The organism is Actinomadura sp. WMMA1423, assembly GCF_006547145.1.
Lineage (GTDB): Bacteria > Actinomycetota > Actinomycetes > Streptosporangiales > Streptosporangiaceae > Spirillospora.
This window is the reverse complement of record NZ_CP041244.1, coordinates 956,124-974,057: the sequence shown is the minus strand read 5'-3', so window position 1 is coordinate 974,057 and position 17,934 is coordinate 956,124. Positions and strand designations below refer to the sequence as shown.

General features: G+C 68.2%; 11 protein-coding genes and 3 rRNA genes. 13 read left to right on the top strand and 1 reads right to left on the bottom strand.

Features of this window, described 5'->3' with window-relative positions; genetic code table 11:
* Window positions 1–19: 19 nt before the first annotated feature.
* The 11 genes from argB (at window position 20) to FKD65_RS04810 (ending at window position 13,900) form a co-directional block, all read left to right on the top strand.
* Window positions 20–934: an acetylglutamate kinase gene (gene argB / locus FKD65_RS04860; RefSeq protein ID WP_141586376.1), complete on the top strand. Its 915-nt coding sequence runs from the start codon at window positions 20–22 to the stop codon at window positions 932–934.
* Window positions 931–2,124 carry an acetylornithine transaminase gene (locus FKD65_RS04855; protein ID WP_302931586.1) on the top strand — a complete coding sequence of 398 codons (1,194 nt, stop codon included), beginning with the start codon at window positions 931–933 and terminating at the stop codon, window positions 2,122–2,124. Before argB ends, FKD65_RS04855 begins: the two co-directional genes overlap by 4 nt.
* A 2-nt stretch (window positions 2,125–2,126) precedes the next feature.
* Entirely contained in the window at window positions 2,127–3,044 is a 918-nt protein-coding gene (gene argF / locus FKD65_RS04850) for an ornithine carbamoyltransferase (RefSeq protein ID WP_141586369.1), read from the top strand.
* A gap of 8 nt (window positions 3,045–3,052) precedes the next feature.
* Complete coding sequence (locus FKD65_RS04845) at window positions 3,053–3,592, top strand: arginine repressor (RefSeq protein ID WP_141586372.1); 540 nt, start codon at window positions 3,053–3,055, stop codon at window positions 3,590–3,592.
* A gap of 148 nt (window positions 3,593–3,740) precedes the next feature.
* Window positions 3,741–5,159: an argininosuccinate lyase gene (argH, locus tag FKD65_RS04840; RefSeq protein ID WP_141576341.1), complete on the top strand. Its 1,419-nt coding sequence runs from the start codon at window positions 3,741–3,743 to the stop codon at window positions 5,157–5,159.
* Window positions 5,160–5,244: 85 nt separating this feature from the next.
* A complete protein-coding gene (locus tag FKD65_RS04835; protein WP_141586367.1) occupies window positions 5,245–5,880 on the top strand; it encodes a DNA-3-methyladenine glycosylase in 636 nt (211 codons plus the stop codon).
* Window positions 5,881–6,025: 145 nt separating this feature from the next.
* Complete coding sequence (gene tyrS / locus FKD65_RS04830; RefSeq protein ID WP_141576340.1) at window positions 6,026–7,303, top strand: tyrosine--tRNA ligase; 1,278 nt, start codon at window positions 6,026–6,028, stop codon at window positions 7,301–7,303.
* A 619-nt stretch (window positions 7,304–7,922) separates the two neighbouring features.
* Window positions 7,923–9,443 (top strand): 16S ribosomal RNA (locus FKD65_RS04825).
* Between the two features lie 444 nt (window positions 9,444–9,887).
* A 23S ribosomal RNA gene (locus FKD65_RS04820) occupies window positions 9,888–13,007 on the top strand.
* 156 nt (window positions 13,008–13,163) lie between these two features.
* A 5S ribosomal RNA gene (gene rrf / locus FKD65_RS04815) occupies window positions 13,164–13,280 on the top strand.
* Together the 16S, 23S and 5S rRNA genes form the textbook arrangement of a ribosomal RNA operon.
* Window positions 13,281–13,477: 197 nt before the next feature.
* Window positions 13,478–13,900, top strand: coding sequence for a cyclopropane-fatty-acyl-phospholipid synthase family protein (locus FKD65_RS04810; RefSeq protein ID WP_141576339.1), 423 nt, complete (start codon window positions 13,478–13,480; stop codon window positions 13,898–13,900).
* Between the two features lie 19 nt (window positions 13,901–13,919).
* Here the strand turns inward: FKD65_RS04810 and FKD65_RS04805 are convergent, their stop codons facing one another.
* Window positions 13,920–14,528 (bottom strand): TetR/AcrR family transcriptional regulator, encoded by a 609-nt coding sequence (locus FKD65_RS04805; RefSeq protein ID WP_141576338.1) that lies wholly within the window; start codon window positions 14,526–14,528, stop codon window positions 13,920–13,922.
* Window positions 14,529–14,630: 102 nt separating this feature from the next.
* Between FKD65_RS04805 and FKD65_RS04800 the strand changes: the two genes are divergently transcribed.
* The gene (locus FKD65_RS04800; RefSeq protein WP_141576337.1) at window positions 14,631–16,343 is read left to right on the top strand and encodes an acyclic terpene utilization AtuA family protein; all 1,713 of its coding nucleotides are present in this window, start codon (window positions 14,631–14,633) and stop codon (window positions 16,341–16,343) included.
* 56 nt (window positions 16,344–16,399) lie between these two features.
* Window positions 16,400–17,932: an acyl-CoA carboxylase subunit beta gene (locus FKD65_RS04795; RefSeq protein WP_240810287.1), complete on the top strand. Its 1,533-nt coding sequence runs from the start codon at window positions 16,400–16,402 to the stop codon at window positions 17,930–17,932.
* Window positions 17,933–17,934: the final 2 nt, after the last annotated feature.

The following is a 17,934-nucleotide window of genomic DNA, read 5'->3' as shown; positions in this document are numbered from 1 at the left end:
GGTCACCCCGGGCGCCGAGATGCGCAAGAACCGGCTGGGCGTCATGAGCAAGGCCGAGACGCTGATCAAGGCGCTGCCGTGGCTGGAGCGCTTCCACGGCACCACCGTCGTGATCAAGTACGGCGGGCACGCGATGACCGACGAGGGGCTGCGCCACTCCTTCGCCGAGGACGTGGTGTTCCTGCGCTACGCCGGGCTGAGGCCCGTGATCGTGCACGGCGGGGGCCCGCAGATCAACGCGGCGCTGGCCCGCAACGGCATCGACTCGACCTTCACCGCCGGGCTGCGGGTCACCACCCCGGAGGCCATGGAGGTCGTCCGGATGGTGCTGACCGGGCAGGTCCAGCGCGACGTCGTCGGGCTGATCAACCGGCACGGCCCGTTCGCGCTCGGCATGTCCGGCGAGGACGCGCACCTGTTCACCGCCGAGCGCAAGCAGGCGGTCGTGGACGGCGCGCCCGTCGACATCGGCCAGGTCGGCGAGATCGTCGAGGTGCAGGTCGGGGCCGTGCGGGCGCTGCTGGACGACGGCCGCATCCCGGTGATCTCCAGCATCGCGCGCGGCGACGACGGCGAGGTCTACAACGTCAACGCCGACACCGCCGCCGCCGCGCTGGCGGTGGCGCTGGACGCGGCGAAGCTCGTCGTCCTCACCGACGTCGAGGGCCTCTACGCCGACTGGCCGGACAGCGACGACGTCATCGACCGGCTCACCACCGACGAACTCGCCGTCCTGCTGCCGGACCTTTCGGCGGGGATGGTCCCCAAGATGGAGGCCTGCCTCGCGGCCGTGCGCGGCGGCGTCCCGCAGGCCCACGTCCTGGACGGCCGGGTCCTGCACTCGCTGCTGCTGGAGATCTTCACCGACGAAGGGATCGGAACGATGGTGCTGCCCAGCGTCCCGGGCGCGGCCGTGGTCGAGGAGACGGCGTGAGCGGCCTCAGGGAGCGGTTCGAGGCGGCGTTCATGCCGAACTACGGCGTCCCGCCCGTGGCGCTCGCGCGCGGCGAGGGCTGCCGGGTCTGGGACACGGCCGGCCGCGAGTACCTCGACCTCATCGCGGGGATCGCGGTCAGCTCGCTCGGGCACGGCCACCCGGCCCTGGTCGAGGCGGTGTCGTCCCAGGTCGCGACCATCGCGCACACCTCCAACCTGTTCCTGAACGAGCCGGAGGTGCTGCTCGCCGAGCGGCTGCGCGAGCTGCTGGGCGGCGACGGCAGGGTGTTCCTGGCCAACAGCGGCACCGAGGCGAACGAGTGCGCGCTCAAGCTCGCCCTCAAGTACGGGAAGGCGAACGGGCGTTCGTACGTCGTCGCGGCCGAGAACGGCTTCCACGGCCGGACGCTCGGCGCCCTGAGCCTGACGGGCAAGGCCGCGATCCGGGAGCCGTTCGGGCCGTTCGCCATCGACGTCCGCTTCGTCCCGTACGGGAACGCGGACGCGCTCAAGGCCGCGGTGGGCGAGGACTGCGCGGCCGTGTTCCTGGAGCCCACCCAGGGCGAGGCCGGGGTCGTGCCCCCGCCGGACGGCTACTTCGCCGCCGTCCGCCAGATCTGCGACGCGGCGGGCGCGCTGTTCGTCGCCGACGAGATCCAGTCCGCGATCGGCCGCACCGGCACGTGGTTCGCGTTCGAGCACGAGAACGCGAAACCCGACGTCCTGACCCTCGCCAAGGGCCTCGGCGGCGGCCTGCCGATCGGGGCGTGCGTCGCGTTCGGCCCGCACGGCGACCTGTTCGCCAAGGGGGACCACGGCAGCACGTTCGGCGGCAACCCGGTCGCCGCGGCGGCGGCCCTCGCCGTCCTCACCACCATCGAGAAGGACGGCCTGCTCGACCGCGCCGCCTCCGTGGGGGCCTCCCTCGCCGCCGGACTCGCCGCCGTCGACCACCCGCTGCTCGCGGGCGTGCGGGGCCGCGGGCTGTGGCTGGCGGCCGCGCTGACCGGGCCGCACGCGCCCGCCGTGGAGGCCGCCGCCCGCGACGCGGGGTTCCTGGTCAACGCCCTCCAGCCGGACGCGGTGCGCCTCGCGCCGCCGCTGATCCTCACCGCCGAGCAGGCCGACTCGTTCGCGGGGGCGTTCCCCGATATCCTCGACGTCGCCGCCACCGAGCAGGAGAAATGACCGTGACCAGGCACTTTCTTCGCGACGACGACCTCAGCCCCGCCGAGCAGGCCGAGGTCCTCGAGCTCGCCGCGCGGGTGAAGCGGGACCGCTTCGGCCACCGGCCGCTGGAGGGGCCGCGCTCGGTGGCCGTGCTGTTCGACAAGCCGTCCACGCGGACCCGGCTGTCGTTCACCGTCGGCATCGCCGAACTCGGCGGCAACCCCCTGGTGATGGACGCGGGGACGAGCCAGCTCGGCCGCGGCGAGACCATCGCCGACACCGCCCGCGTCCTGGAACGCCAGGTCAGCGCCATCGTGTGGCGGACGGCCGGGCAGGAGCGCATCGAGGAGATGGCCGCCGGCACCGCCGTCCCGGTCGTCAACGCCCTCACCGACGAGTTCCACCCCTGCCAGATCCTCGCCGACCTGCAGACCGTCCGGGAGGCCAAGGGCCGCCTCGCCGGCACCACCCTCGCCTACTTCGGCGACGGCGCCAACAACATGGCGCACTCCTACCTGCTCGGCTGCGCCACCGCGGGGATGCACGTCCGGATCGGCGCGCCCGCCTCCCTGCCGCCCGACCCCGAGGTCGTGGCGCGCGCCGAGGAGATCGCGGCCGCGACCGGCGGCTCCGTGGCGGTCACCGCCGACGCCGCCGAGGCCGCCGCGGGAGCCGACGCCCTCGCCACTGACACGTGGGTGTCGATGGGCCAGACCGGCAAGGACACCTCGCTCTACGAGCCGTACTCGGTGACCGAGGGCCTGCTGGCCCTCGCCGGCCCAGAGGCGATCGTCCTGCACTGCCTGCCCGCCTACCGCGGCAAGGAGATCGCCGCCTCGGTCATCGACGGCCCGCGGAGCCGGGTGTGGGACGAGGCGGAGAACCGGCTGCACGCCCAGAAGGCGCTCCTCGTGTGGCTCCTGGAGCGCTCCCGGTGACCACCCCCATGACCAAGGCCGCGCGGCACGCCCGGGTGATCGAGCTGCTGACCCGCCACCCCGTCCACTCGCAGGGCGAGCTCGCGAAGCTCCTCGGCGACGAGGGGGTCGAGGTCACCCAGGCCACCCTGTCGCGCGACCTGGTCGAGATCGGCGCGGTGAAGCTGCGCGCCGACGACGGCAGCCTGATCTACGCCGTCCCCGGCGAGGGCGGCGAGCGGATCCGCCGCGCCCGCACCGGCGCCGCCGAGACCTTCACCGGACGGCTCTCGCGGCTCGCCGCCGAGCTGCTGGTGTCGGCCGAGGCGTCGGCGAACCTGGTCATGGTGCGGACCCCGCCGGGCGCGGCCCAGTACCTGGCCTCGGCGATCGACCACGCCGAGTGGCAGTCCGTCCTCGGCACCGTCGCGGGCGACGACTCGATCCTCGTCATCGCCCGCGACCCGGAGGGCGGGGAGGAGCTCGCCCGGGCGCTGCTGCGGCTGACGGGGACGCGCGAGCGACGAACCCAGGGGCCGCCGGGCGGCCCCGTCCAAGGCCCGTCCTGACCCGCGGGACGAGGCGGATTCGCCGTACGCTGTTGCCCACGCCGGGACCGCGGCGTCCGGCGGGTGCGGCCGTTCCGCGCCCGCGCGGGACGGCGTGGTGAGATGGCAGTTGACCGAACGACCAGTGGTGGGAAGAAGAGGATTCTCCGTGACCAAGGCACCGACGCGGCTGTGGGGCGGCCGGTTCGAAGGCGGCCCGTCGGACGCGCTCGCGCGGCTCTCGGTGAGCGTCCAGTTCGACTGGCGGCTCGCCCCCTACGACCTGATGGGATCGCGCGCGCACGCCCGCGTCCTCAACCGGGCGGGCCTGCTCACCGACGACGAGCTCGAGCGCATGATCGGTGCCCTGGACGACCTGGAGGAGGCGTGCCGGGGCGGTGAGTTCCGGCCCACGGTCGCCGACGAGGACGTCCACACCGCCCTGGAGCGCGGCCTGCTGGAGCGCCTCGGCGCCCTCGGCGGCAAGCTGCGCGCCGGCCGCAGCCGCAACGACCAGGTCGCCACCGACCTGCGCCTCTACCTGCGCGACCACGTCCGGCAGATCGTGTCGCGGCTGGTCGAGCTGGAGACGGCGCTGATCGCGCAGGCCGAGCACAACCTCGGCGTCGCCGCCCCCGGCATGACGCACCTGCAGCACGCCCAGCCCGTGCTGTTCTCCCACCAGCTCCTCGCGCACGTCCAGCCGCTCACCCGCGACATCGACCGGCTGCGCGACTGGGACCGCCGCGCCGCCGTCTCCCCGCTAGGCTCCGGCGCCCTCGCCGGCTCCTCCCTGCCGCTCGACCCGCAGGCCACCGCCGCCGAGCTCGGCTTCGACGCCGCCGCGCCCAACTCCATGGACGCCGTCGCCGACCGCGACTTCGTCGCCGAGTTCCTCTTCGCGGCCGCCCTGATCGGCGTGCACCTCTCCCGCCTCGGCGAGGAGGTCTGCCTGTGGGCCTCGCAGGAGTTCCGCTGGATCGAGATGGACGACACCTACGCCACCGGGTCGTCGATCATGCCGCAGAAGAAGAACCCCGACGTCGCCGAGCTGGCGCGCGGCAAGGCCGGCCGCCTCATCGGGCACCTCGTCGGCCTGCTGACGACCCTGAAGGGCCTCCCGCTCACCTACAACCGCGACCTCCAGGAGGACAAGGAGGGCGCGTTCGACGCCGTCGAGACGCTGCTGCTCGTGCTGCCCGCCATGTCCGGGCTCATCGCCACCATGCGGGTCAACACCGAGCGGCTGGAGTCCCTCGCCCCGGACGGCTTCGCCCTCGCCACCGACCTCGCCGAGCTGCTCGTCCGCCGCGGCGTGGCGTTCCGCGACGCCCACGAGGTCGTCGGGCACCTCGTCGTCTGGTGCCAGGTCAACGACAAGGACTTCGACGACCTCACCGACGAGGAGCTCGGCAAGGTGTCGCCGCACCTGACGCCCGACGTGCGCGAGGTGCTGAACGTGCAGGGCGCCCTCGCGTCCCGCAAGGCCTACGGGGGCACCGCGCCCGACCGCGTCCGCGAGCAGATCGGCGCCCTGCGCACGCTCGTCAACGGCCACGCCGACTGGGCCGCGGGCTCGGACTCCTGACCCGGAGACGGGGGCGGCCGCTCTGGTGCGGACCGCCCCCTAGGCTGGTCGATCGGTGAGGCTTTCCCTAGACCACGGTGAGGCGATGGACGCGGCGGTGCTGCCCAGGGAGTTCTTCGACGGCCCGGTGGAGGAGGTCGCGCCCGCGCTGCTCGGGCACGTCATCAGCCACCGCACCCCGGAGGGGGAGGTGGCCGCCCGGCTCACGGAGGTCGAGGCGTACGCGGGCCCGCTGGACCCGGCGTCCCACGCCTACAGGGGCCGGACCCCGCGCAACGAGGTCATGTTCGGGCCGCCCGGGCACGTCTACGTCTACTTCACCTACGGCATGCATTTCTGCATGAACCTCGTGTGCGGACCGGACGGGACGTCCATGGCGGTGCTGCTCCGCGCCGGGGAGATCATCGCGGGGGAGGACCTCGCCCGGGAGCGGCGTCCCCGCTCGACCGTCCGCGACCTGGCCCGCGGCCCGGCCCGGCTCTGCCAGGCCCTCGGCGTGGTCCGCGAGCAGAACGGCCTCGACGTGTGTACGCCGGGCGGGGAGATGACGGTCCTGCGGGGCGAGCCCGCCGACCCGGACCTGATCCGCAGTGGACCCCGCACCGGCGTCAACGGCGCCAAGGAGGTCCCGTGGCGGTTCTGGATCGACGGCGACCCGACCGTCTCGCCCTACCGCCCGCACGTCCCGCGGCAGCGCGGGAAGGTCGCCGCGGACGGCTGACGCGCCGGGCCGCGCGGGTCGGCCGGTAGCCGCCCCACCGCGGCGGACGTTGAATATCGTTGGCGTGACGGCCGCCCGCCGATGCAGGCTGGTGGCACACCGAAAGCAAACCGGAACGCAAGGCAAGCCGGAGACGAGGGAGACCGTGACCGACATCCTGGACGATCTCGCGTGGCGCGGCCTGATCGCGCAGTCCACCGACCTGGACGAACTGCGGGCCCTGCTCGCCGCGGGACCGGTCACCCTCTATTGCGGCTTCGACCCGACGGCGCCCTCGCTGCATCTCGGCAACCTGATCCAGATCCTGACGCTGCGCCGCTTCCAGAAGGCCGGGCACCGGCCGATCGGGCTGGTCGGCGGGGCCACGGGACTGATCGGCGACCCGAGCGGAAAGAGCGCCGAACGGGTCCTGAACTCGGAGGAGACCGTCGCCGGCTGGGTCGAGCGGGTCCGCGGCCAGGTGTCGAAGTTCCTCGACTTCGACGAGGGCCCGACCGCCGCGACCATGGTGAGCAACCTCGACTGGACCGGCCCCATGTCGGCCATCGAGTTCCTGCGCGACATCGGCAAGCACTTCCCGGTCAACCGGATGCTCGCCCGCGAGACCGTCAGGGCCAGACTCGACTCCACCGGGATGAGCTACACCGAGTTCAGCTACGTCCTGCTCCAGTCCATGGACTTCCTCGAGCTGTACCGGCGCCACGGATGCCGGTTGCAGACCGGCGGCAGCGACCAGTGGGGCAACCTCACCGCGGGCGTCGACCTGATCCGCCGGGTCGAGGGGGGAAGCGCGCACGCGCTGACCACGCCGCTGCTGACCAAGGCGGACGGCTCCAAGTTCGGCAAGACCGCGGGCGGTGAGACCTACTGGCTCGATCCCGAGCTGACGTCGCCGTACGCGTTCTACCAGTTCTGGATCAACGCCGACGACCGGGACGTGGAGAAGTTCCTGAAGTTCTTCAGCTTCCGTCCGCGCGAGGAGATCGAGGACCTGGCCAAGCAGGGCGCCGACCGTCCGGCCGCCCGCGCCCCGCAGCGGGCGCTCGCCGAGGAGATGACCACCCTCGTGCACGGGGCGGACGAGACCGCCCGGGTCATCGCGGCCTCTCGTGCCCTGTTCGGACAGGGGTCCCTGGAGGAACTCGACGAGCGGACACTGCGGGCCGCCCTCTCCGAGGTGCCCCGCACGGAGGTACCACCGGGGGAGCTGCCCTCCGTGGTGGACCTCCTGGCGGCGTCCGGCCTGTGCAAGAGCAAGTCGGAGGCCCGCCGTGCCGTCGCCCAGGGCGGTGCCTACCTCAACAACTCCAAGGTCGAGTCGGAGGAGGCCGTGCCGGCGTCCGCCGACCTGCTCCACGGCCGCTTCCTCGTCCTGCGGCGCGGCAAGCGCAACGTGGGAGGCGTCGAGGTGACCGCCTCCTGAGCTTCCTTCAGACCGCCCGTCCGGAACCCCTCCGGGCGGGCGGTCGCCATGAGAGGGGCAAACTTCAGTAGATACACGTCACAGTGGGGTTACGACAGCCCGCGAACGGGCATGGTTCGAAGACTGAAAACAGTAGATGACCTGGGGATTCACGCTCCACCTGGGCCGATTTGACGGTCCTGTCGGCGGGACCTAATGTTCTACACGCCCCACGGGGGAGCGGGACGCCGACAGGCGGCCGGCCCCGAAGGGGAAACCTCAACAGCCCGGACGGGGTGAGCTACGCCTTGCCCAAAATGGACTTATGGGGTCGAACCGCCCGAAGTTGAATAAACCAGGACGGATCGGGTACAATCGAATGGTTGCCCCGGAGCCGGGGCCCGCGGGAGCGGGGTTCGGCGCGGTGGGTGTCCGTTTCTTGAGAACTCAACAGCGTGTTAAAAGCCAGTGCCTTTATCGGCTCGGCCGGTTTTCTGGTCGGGTCGCCCCGTGCCGCTCCATTCGTGGGGTGGTGGGGATTTCTTTGAGGCAATGCCGCCCCTCTTGGGGGGTGGTGATGCTGGGATTGTTTCCGAGGTTTGGCGGGTCGGGGTTCGCCCCCTGGTCTGTCGTTTGGACCTTAATGGAGAGTTTGATCCTGGCTCAGGACGAACGCTGGCGGCGTGCTTAACACATGCAAGTCGAGCGGAAAGGCCCCTTCGGGGGTACTCGAGCGGCGAACGGGTGAGTAACACGTGAGCAACCTGCCCCTGACTCTGGGATAAGCCCGGGAAACTGGGTCTAATACCGGATATGACCACTGGTCGCATGGCGTGGTGGTGGAAAGTTTTTCGGTTGGGGATGGGCTCGCGGCCTATCAGCTTGTTGGTGGGGTGATGGCCTACCAAGGCGACGACGGGTAACCGGCCTGAGAGGGCGACCGGTCACACTGGGACTGAGACACGGCCCAGACTCCTACGGGAGGCAGCAGTGGGGAATATTGCGCAATGGGCGGAAGCCTGACGCAGCGACGCCGCGTGAGGGATGACGGCCTTCGGGTTGTAAACCTCTTTCAGCAGGGACGAAGCTAACGTGACGGTACCTGCAGAAGAAGCGCCGGCTAACTACGTGCCAGCAGCCGCGGTAATACGTAGGGCGCAAGCGTTGTCCGGAATTATTGGGCGTAAAGAGCTCGTAGGCGGTTTGTCGCGTCTGTCGTGAAAGCCCACGGCTTAACCGTGGGTCTGCGGTGGATACGGGCAGACTAGAGGCAGGTAGGGGAGAATGGAATTCCCGGTGTAGCGGTGAAATGCGCAGATATCGGGAGGAACACCGGTGGCGAAGGCGGTTCTCTGGGCCTGTACTGACGCTGAGGAGCGAAAGCGTGGGGAGCGAACAGGATTAGATACCCTGGTAGTCCACGCCGTAAACGTTGGGCGCTAGGTGTGGGGTCCTTCCACGGATTCCGCGCCGCAGCTAACGCATTAAGCGCCCCGCCTGGGGAGTACGGCCGCAAGGCTAAAACTCAAAGGAATTGACGGGGGCCCGCACAAGCGGCGGAGCATGTTGCTTAATTCGACGCAACGCGAAGAACCTTACCAAGGCTTGACATCGCCGGAAAACCATCAGAGATGGTGGGTCCTTTTTGGGCCGGTGACAGGTGGTGCATGGCTGTCGTCAGCTCGTGTCGTGAGATGTTGGGTTAAGTCCCGCAACGAGCGCAACCCTCGTTCCATGTTGCCAGCACTTCGGGTGGGGACTCATGGGAGACCGCCGGGGTCAACTCGGAGGAAGGTGGGGATGACGTCAAGTCATCATGCCCCTTATGTCTTGGGCTGCAAACATGCTACAATGGCCGGTACAGAGGGCTGCGATACCGTGAGGTGGAGCGAATCCCTTAAAGCCGGTCTCAGTTCGGATCGAAGTCTGCAACTCGACTTCGTGAAGTCGGAGTCGCTAGTAATCGCAGATCAGCAACGCTGCGGTGAATACGTTCCCGGGCCTTGTACACACCGCCCGTCACGTCACGAAAGTCGGCAACACCCGAAGCCCGTGGCCCAACCACCTTGTGTGGGGGGAGCGGTCGAAGGTGGGGCCGGCGATTGGGACGAAGTCGTAACAAGGTAGCCGTACCGGAAGGTGCGGCTGGATCACCTCCTTTCTAAGGAGCACCAACTGGCCAGGTCGCCTCTCCGTGAGGGATCTGGTCGGTGGCCACCGTTGGCAGCGAATGTCTGTCAGGTGGCTGCTCATAGATGTGGAGCACTGGTTACTCAGCTCACCGCTCGTGTGAGCCGGCAAGTACCGCCCCGGGGCAACCCAGGGGAGTGGGAACGGCGGTTTCAGGCGGGTGGTGGGTTGGACACGCTGTTGAGTCCTGAGGGAACGGGCGCAAGCCCAGGTGACCTCGGACTGCGGGACCGTTGGCCACACTTCTCCGTTATGGGTCGTGTGGCCTCGGTGGGCCCGGTTGTTTTTTGAGAACTGCACAGTGGACGCGAGCATCTCTGGTGAACGATGAGAGCCGCCTGGTGGGGAGTCTTTCGGGGTTTCCTGTCGGGTTGTTTTTGTTGTTTATCTGCGATTTGTTTTGATCGTTTTGTGTGTTCAAGTTTTTAAGGGCATACGGTGGATGCCTTGGCATCAGGAGCCGATGAAGGACGTGGGAGCCTGCGATATGCCTCGGGGAGTCGGCAACCAGACTTTGATCCGGGGATTTCCGAATGGGGAAACCTGGCACTCGTCATGGGGTGTCGCCGCCTGCTGAATGTATAGGCAGGTTGGTGGGAACGCGGGGAAGTGAAACATCTCAGTACCCGCAGGAAGAGAAAACAATAGTGATTCCGTGAGTAGTGGTGAGCGAAAGCGGAGGAGCCTAAACCGTGCGCGTGTGATAGCCGGCAGGCGTTGCGTGTGCGGGGTTGTGGGACCACCCTGGTTCAGCTGCCGTTGGACCGAGGAGTTATAAACCGCTGGGATAGTCGAATGGTTTGGGATGGCCGACCGTAGACGGTGAGAGTCCGGTAGACGAAATTTCAGTGGCTTCTGGGTGTGTTCCCGAGTAGCACGGGGCCCGTGAAATCCCGTGTGAATCTGCCACGACCACGTGGTAAGGCTGAATACTTCCTGATGACCGATAGCGGACCAGTACCGTGAGGGAAAGGTGAAAAGTGCCCCGGTGAGGGGTCGTGAAATAGTACCTGAAACCGTGTGCCTACAAGCCGTCAGAGCCTCCTCAGCAAGGGACTTGTTCTTTGTTGTTGGTGATGGCGTGCCTTTTGAAGAATGAGCCTGCGAGTTATGGTGTGTGGCGAGGTTAACCGGTGGCGGGTAGCCGTAGCGAAAGCGAGTCTGAATAGGGCGTTTTTAGTCGCATGCTGTAGACCCGAAGCGGAGTGATCTAGCCATGGGCAGGGTGAAGCGCCGGTAAGACGGTGTGGAGGCCCGAACCCACCAGGGTTGAAAACCTGGGGGATGACCTGTGGTTAGGGGTGAAAGGCCAATCAAACTCCGTGATAGCTGGTTCTCCCCGAAATGCATTTAGGTGCAGCGTCGCGTGTTTCTTGCCGGAGGTAGAGCTACTGGATGGCTGATGGGCCCTACCAGGTTACTGACGTCAGCCAAACTCCGAATGCCGGTAAGTGAGAGCGTGGCAGTGAGACTGCGGGGGATAAGCTTCGTAGTCGAGAGGGAAACAGCCCAGATCATCGGCTAAGGCCCCTAAGCGTGTGCTAAGTGGGAAAGGATGTGGAGTTGCTGTGACAACCAGGAGGTTGGCTTAGAAGCAGCCACCCTTGAAAGAGTGCGTAATAGCTCACTGGTCAAGTGATTCCGCGCCGACAATGTAGCGGGGCTCAAGCACACCGCCGAAGCCGTGGCATTGACATCCTTTCGGGGGTGTTGATGGGTAGGGGAGCGTCCTGTAACCGGTGAAGCCTTCGAGTGATCGTGGGGTGGAGGTTGCGGGAGTGAGAATGCAGGCATGAGTAGCGAATCACACGTGAGAAACGTGTGCGCCGGATGACCAAGGGTTCCTGGGGCAGGCTAATCCGCCCAGGGTAAGTCGGGACCTAAGGCGAGGCCGACAGGCGTAGTCGATGGACAACGGGTTGATATTCCCGTACCCGCTGGTATGCGCCAACGCTGAACCCTCTGATGCTAACCACCCGAACCGTGGTTCGGGCCTTCGGGCCTGTTTCACGGGGAGCGTGGGGCCCGAGGGGGTAGTAGGTGAGTGATGGGGTGACGCAGGAGGGTAGCTCAGCCCGGGCGGTGGTTGTCCCGGGGTAAGGCTGTAGGGAGAGAGATAGGTAAATCCGTCTCTCACGTATCCTGAGAGCTGATGCCGAGCCGTTTTAGGTGAAGTGAGTGATCCCATGCTGCCGAGAAAAGCCTCTAGCGAGTGTACCGGCGGCCCGTACCCCAAACCGACTCAGGTGGTCAGGTAGAGAATACCAAGGCGATCGGGTGAACTGTGGTTAAGGAACTCGGCAAATTGCCCCCGTAACTTTGGGAGAAGGGGGACCTTGCCTGGTGATGGCATTTTCTGTCTGAGCTGGGTGGGGTCGCAGAGGCCAGGGGGAAGCGACTGTTTACTAAAAACACAGGTCCGTGCGAAGTCGTAAGACGCTGTATACGGACTGACGCCTGCCCGGTGCCGGAACGTTAAGAGGACCGGTTAGAGGGACTTGTTCCTTCGAAGCTGAGAATCTAAGCGCCGGTAAACGGCGGTGGTAACTATAACCATCCTAAGGTAGCGAAATTCCTTGTCGGGTAAGTTCCGACCTGCACGAATGGCGTAACGACTTCCCCGCTGTCTCAACCACAGGCCCGGCGAAATTGCAGTACGAGTAAAGATGCTCGTTTCGCGCAGCAGGACGGAAAGACCCCGGGACCTTCACTACAGCTTGGCATTGGCGCTTGGAGCGTCTTGTGTAGGATAGGTGGGAGACTGTGAAGCCCAGACGCCAGTTTGGGTGGAGTCATTGGTGAAATACCACTCTGGTCGTTTTGAGCGTCTAACCCGCACCCGTGTATCCGGGTGGGGGACAGTGCCTGGTGGGTAGTTTAACTGGGGCGGTTGCCTCCCAAAATGTAACGGAGGCGCCCAAAGGTTCCCTCAGCCTGGTTGGCAATCAGGTGGCGAGTGCAAGGGCACAAGGGAGCTTGACTGTGAGACGGACGTGTCGAGCAGGTGCGAAAGCAGGGCCTAGTGATCCGGCACCTACGTGTGGAAGTGGTGTCGCTCAACGGCTAAAAGGTACCCCGGGGATAACAGGCTGATCTTCCCCAAGAGTCCATATCGACGGGATGGTTTGGCACCTCGATGTCGGCTCGTCGCATCCTGGGGCTGGAGTAGGTCCCAAGGGTTGGGCTGTTCGCCCATTAAAGCGGCACGCGAGCTGGGTTTAGAACGTCGCGAGACAGTTCGGTCCCTATCCGCTGTGCGCGTAGGAGAATTGTGAGGGTCTGTCCCTAGTACGAGAGGACCGGGACGGACGAACCTCTGGTGTGCCAGTTGTCCCGCCAGGGGCACGGCTGGTTGGCTACGTTCGGTCGGGATAACCGCTGAAAGCATCTAAGCGGGAAGCCTTCCTCGAGATGAGTTCTCCCACCCCTTTGTGGGTGTAAGGCTCCCGGTAGACGACCGGGTTGATAGGCCGGAGATGGAAGCGCGGTAACGTGTGGAGTCGACCGGTACTAATAGGCCGAGTGGCTTGAACACACTGAACGTTCAAAGCATGTCGCTGCGAGAGATGGTTCGCGTCCCTGTGTGGTTCCCAGAAAACAACCTGGGCACCGCAGTCACTTGATAAGTGGATACCGAGTCGAAGGCTCGGACGTTGATTTGCCCGCCCCGTCGGGGTGGTGCGTTGAGGCGTTCGGTGGTTTTGGCGAAGGGGAAACACCCGGTCCCATCCCGAACCCGGAAGTTAAGCCCTTCAGCGCCGATGGTACTGCATGGGGGACCGTGTGGGAGAGTAGGACGCCGCCGGACACATATTGGGAAAGGCCCCGCCGTAACCGGCGGGGCCTTTCTCGTTTCGCCGCTCATCCCTCCGCGCGATCCAGTGAGCTGCCGACCCGCTTTCTGAAACAGATACCTGGGACCCGGACCCGGACCCGGGCCTGTGAGAGGTTCGCTGGCGAGTCCAGCCGGGGCGTGCTGGACGGCGGGTGTCCTAGGGTCGGTTCATGCCGTCGCTTTCGCCGCGCCTTGCCGAAATCGTGGATGCGTTGCCGCTCGCGCCCGGAATGCGGGTACTGGAGATCGGGTGCGGGCCGGGTGCGGCCGCGCGCGCCGTCGCCGCCCGGCTCGACGGCGGGCACATCGTCGCGATCGACCGGTCGGCCAGAGCGGTCGCCCAGGCCGAGGCGGCCTCGGCCGAAGAGATCGCGGCAGGGCGGATGAGCGTACGCCGTGCCGCCATCGAAGATTTCACGCTGGACGCCGGTGAGGCCCCCTTCGACCTGGTCTTCGCCGTCAGGGTGGGCGCGCTCGACGGACGCCATCCGGAGGCCGGCCGCCGAGCGTTGCAGCGCATCGGCGCGGTGCTCGCGCCCGGGGGCCGCCTCTTGATCGACGGAGGCGACCCCCTGCGGGAGATCACCCTCTGAGCAAGAGGCGAGGTGGGGGTCAGCGGCCGAGGGCCCCGTCGAGCGTCTCGGCCCACTGGTGGAGCAGACGGGATCGGCGCGCCGAGTCGTCGGTGAGGAGATCGGCCAGGCCGAGCCCGCGGACCAGGTCGAGGGTAGCTTGCACCGTCTCCCGGACGCCGGGGCGCGACTCGTCCGCGCCGAGGGCCTCCACCGTGAGGCGGTGCGCCTCGCGCCCGACCCGCGCTTCCAGGGGGACGACCTGGGCGCGGAGTTGCTCGTCGGAACTGGCCGCGACCCAGAGTTGGAGCGCGGCGCGGAAGAGCGGGGTGGTGTACATCTCGCCGAGCAGGGTGACGACGTCCAGCGTGGAAGGTCGGCGGTCGGCGAGCGCGTCCAGGCGCTCGCGCATCTGCGCCATCCGCACGTCCGAGCCGTACTCGACCGCGGCCGTCACCAGCTCCTCGCGGGTACGGAAGTGGTGCTGGGCGGCGCCCCGGGAGACCCCCGCGCGCTCGGCGACCACCGCCACCGTCGTGCCCGCCCAGCCCACCGAGGCGAGGCAGTCGATGGCGGCCTCCAGAAGGCGCTGCCGCGTGGCGCGGCTGCGCTCCTGCTGCGGTTCGCGGGGGAGTGCCTGGGCGGTCATGGAGTCCTCGGGGTCGGCGGACCTCCAGTGAACCAAACGATCAGGCGAAGAAACAATCATGCACGATTGATTTTTTAGGGACGGGCTGGCAGGGTTCAGGCCATGAGCCAACCGTTGCGGGTCGGTAACGCCTCGGGCTTCTACGGCGACCGCTTCTCCGCGGTGCGGGAGATGCTGGAGGGCGGGCCGCTGGACGTCCTCACCGGCGACTACCTCGCCGAGCTGACGATGCTGATCCTCGGACGCGGCAGGATGAAGGACCCGGACGCCGGGTACGCCACGACGTTCCTGCGGCAGATGGAGGAGTCCCTCGGGCTCGCCGTCGAGCGCGGCACGACGATCGTCGCGAACGCCGGCGGGCTCAACCCGCGGGGGCTCGCCGACCGGTTGCGCGAGCTGGCCTCCCGGCTGGGGATCGACGTGCGGATCGCCCATGTGGAGGGCGACGACCTGCTGCCGCGCGCGAAGGAGCTCGGCCTGGCGGACGCCCGCTACGGGCAGCCGCTCACGGCCAACGCCTATCTGGGCGCCTGGGGGATCGTCGAGTGCCTCAAATCCGGCGCGGACGTCGTGGTGACCGGCCGCGTCACCGATGCCTCCCTGGTCGCGGGCCCGGCCGCCGCCCGCTTCGGCTGGGCGCGGGACGACTGGGACGCGCTCGCCGGCGCGACGGTCGCCGGGCATGTCCTGGAGTGCGGCGCGCAGACGACCGGCGGCAACTACGCCTTCTTCCAAGAAATCTACAACGTAAAGGCGCCGGGCTTTCCGATCGCCGAGATCCACCCCGACGGCTCCTGCGTGATCACCAAGCACGACGAGACGGGCGGCGCGGTGACGGTCGAGACCGTCACCGCCCAGCTCCTGTACGAGATCGGCGGGCCCTCCTACGCGGGCCCGGACGTGACGACGCGGTTCGACTCGATCGCCCTGGCGCAGGACGGGCCCGACCGGGTGCGCATCAGCGGTGTCCAGGGCGTCCCGCCGCCGCCGTCCACCAAGGTGTGCCTGAACCACCTGGGCGGTCACCGCAATGAGATGACCTTCGTCCTCACCGGCCTGGACATCGACGCCAAGGCCGAGCTCGCGAGGGCCCAGATGGAGGAGGCCTTCGCGGAGGCGCGGCCGGCCCGCGTGGAGTGGACGCTCATCGGCGCCCCCGCGCCGGACCCGGCGACGCAGGGCGAGGCGACGGCCCTGCTCCGCTGCGCCGTCCTGGACCCGGATCCGGAGAAGGTCGGCCGCGCGTTCAGCGGCGCCGTCGTGGAGCTCGCGCTCGCCGGCTACCCGGGCTTCACGATGACCTCTCCGCCCGGCAAGAGCGCGCCTTACGGGGTCTATACGCCCGCTTACGTCCCGAACGACGTGGTCGAGCATGTCGCGGTGACGCATGAGGGCGATCGCGTCGCGGTCCCGGCGGCTCCCGCCGTGCGCGACCTGGAGGCCCCCGCCGAACCGCCGCCCGCGGAGGACGTCCCGACGGGCGCGACCGTTCGGGCGCCGCTCGGCCGGGTCGCCGGGGCGCGGAGCGGGGACAAGGGCGGCGACGCCAACATCGGCGTGTGGGCCCGGACCGACGCGCAGTGGCGCTGGCTCGAGCCGTTCCTGACCACCGAAAGGCTCCGCGCGCTGCTGCCGGAGACCCGCGAGCACACCGTCCGCCGGCACGCGCTGCCCAACCTCCGCGCGGTGAACTTCGTCGTCGAAGGGCTGCTGCAGGAGGGCGTGTCCGCCTCGACCCGGTTCGACCCGCAGGGCAAGGCCCTGGGGGAGTGGCTGCGGTCCCGCCTCGTCGACATCCCGGAGGCAGTCCTGTGACCCTGAAGAGCACCCTGGACGCGCGGAGCCCGGAGTACCGGGAGCGCCGCGCGGCCATGCTGGAGAAGCTGGCGGCCCTCGACGCCGAACACGCCAAGGCGCTGGAGGGCGGCGGCGAGAAGTACGTCGCCCGGCACCGCGAGCGGGGCAAGCTGCTGGCCCGCGAGCGCATCGAGCTGCTCCTGGACCCCGACTCGCCGTTCCTGGAGCTGAGTCCCCTCGCCGCGTGGGGCAGCGACTTCCCGGTCGGCGCGAGCGTCGTCACGGGGATCGGCGTCGTCGAGGGCGTCGAGTGCATGATCGTGGCGAACGACCCGACGGTGCGGGGCGGGTCCAGCAACCCGTGGACGGTGAAGAAGAGCTTCCGGGCGTCCGACATCGCGCTGGAGAACCGGCTCCCCGTCATCAACCTGGTCGAGTCGGGCGGCGCGGACCTGCCGACGCAGAAGGAGATCTTCATTCCGGGGGGCCGCATGTTCCGCGACCTCACCCGGCTCTCGGCCGCGGGCATCCCCACCATCGCGCTCGTGTTCGGGAACTCCACGGCGGGCGGCGCCTACATCCCGGGCATGTGCGACTACGTCGTCATGGTCAAGGAGCGCGCGAAGGTGTTCCTCGGCGGGCCGCCGCTGGTGAAGATGGCGACCGGTGAGGAGGCCGGCGACGAGGAGCTCGGCGGCGCCGAGATGCACGCGCGCACCTCCGGCCTCGCCGACTACATGGCGGTGGACGAGGCGGACGCGCTGCGCCTCGGCCGCCGGATCGTCGGGAACCTCAACCACCGCAAGCTCGCCCCCGCGCCCGGCCCGGTCGAGGAGCCCCTGTACGACGCCGAGGAGCTGGCCGGGATCGTCCCCGAGGACCTGAAGATCCCCTTCGACCCGCGCGAGGTCATCGCGCGCGTCGCCGACGGGTCGCGGTTCGAGGAGTTCAAGCCCCTCTACGGGACGAGCCTGGTCACGGGCTGGACGCGCGTCCACGGCTACCCGATCGGGGTCCTCGCCAACGCCCAGGGCGTCCTGTTCGGGGACGAGGCGCAGAAGGCGGCGCAGTTCATCCAGCTCGCCAACCAGAGCGACACCCCGCTGCTGTTCCTGCACAACACGACCGGCTACATGGTCGGCAGGGAGTACGAGCAGGCCGGGATCATCAAGCACGGCGCCCTGATGATCAACGCGGTGGCCAACAGCAGGGTCCCGCACATCACGATCGTGATGGGCGCCTCGTACGGGGCGGGCAACTACGGCATGTGCGGCCGCGCGTACGACCCCCGCTTCCTGTTCAGCTGGCCGAGCGCCAAGTCGGCGGTGATGGGGCCGCAACAGCTCGCCGGCGTCCTGTCGATCGTGGCGCGGCAGGCGGCGCAGGCGCGCGGGCAGGCCTACGACGAGGACCAGGACCGCGCGATGCGGGAGATGGTCGAGGCGCAGATCGAGGCCGAGTCGCTGCCGTTCTTCCTGTCCGGGCGGCTCTACGACGACGGGGTGATCGACCCGCGCGACACCCGGACCGTCCTCGGCCTGTGCCTGTCCGTCGTCCACAACGCGCCCGTGCGCGGAGCCGAGGGCTTCGGCGTCTTCCGGATGTGAGT

Bases quoted from the DNA above. Each gene is read 5' to 3' on its own strand.
- FKD65_RS04810 (WP_141576339.1), top strand. From the start codon at position 13,478: ATGCCGTCGCTTTCGCCGCGCCTTGCCGAAATCGTGGATGCGTTGCCG.
- FKD65_RS04800 (WP_141576337.1), top strand. From the start codon at position 14,631: ATGAGCCAACCGTTGCGGGTCGGTAACGCCTCGGGCTTCTACGGCGAC.
- argB (WP_141586376.1), top strand. From the start codon at position 20: ATGCGCAAGAACCGGCTGGGCGTCATGAGCAAGGCCGAGACGCTGATC.
- FKD65_RS04845 (WP_141586372.1), top strand. From the start codon at position 3,053: ATGACCAAGGCCGCGCGGCACGCCCGGGTGATCGAGCTGCTGACCCGC.
- FKD65_RS04835 (WP_141586367.1), top strand. From the start codon at position 5,245: ATGGACGCGGCGGTGCTGCCCAGGGAGTTCTTCGACGGCCCGGTGGAG.
- FKD65_RS04795 (WP_240810287.1), top strand. From the start codon at position 16,400: ATGCTGGAGAAGCTGGCGGCCCTCGACGCCGAACACGCCAAGGCGCTG.
- FKD65_RS04805 (WP_141576338.1), bottom strand. From the start codon at position 14,528: ATGACCGCCCAGGCACTCCCCCGCGAACCGCAGCAGGAGCGCAGCCGC.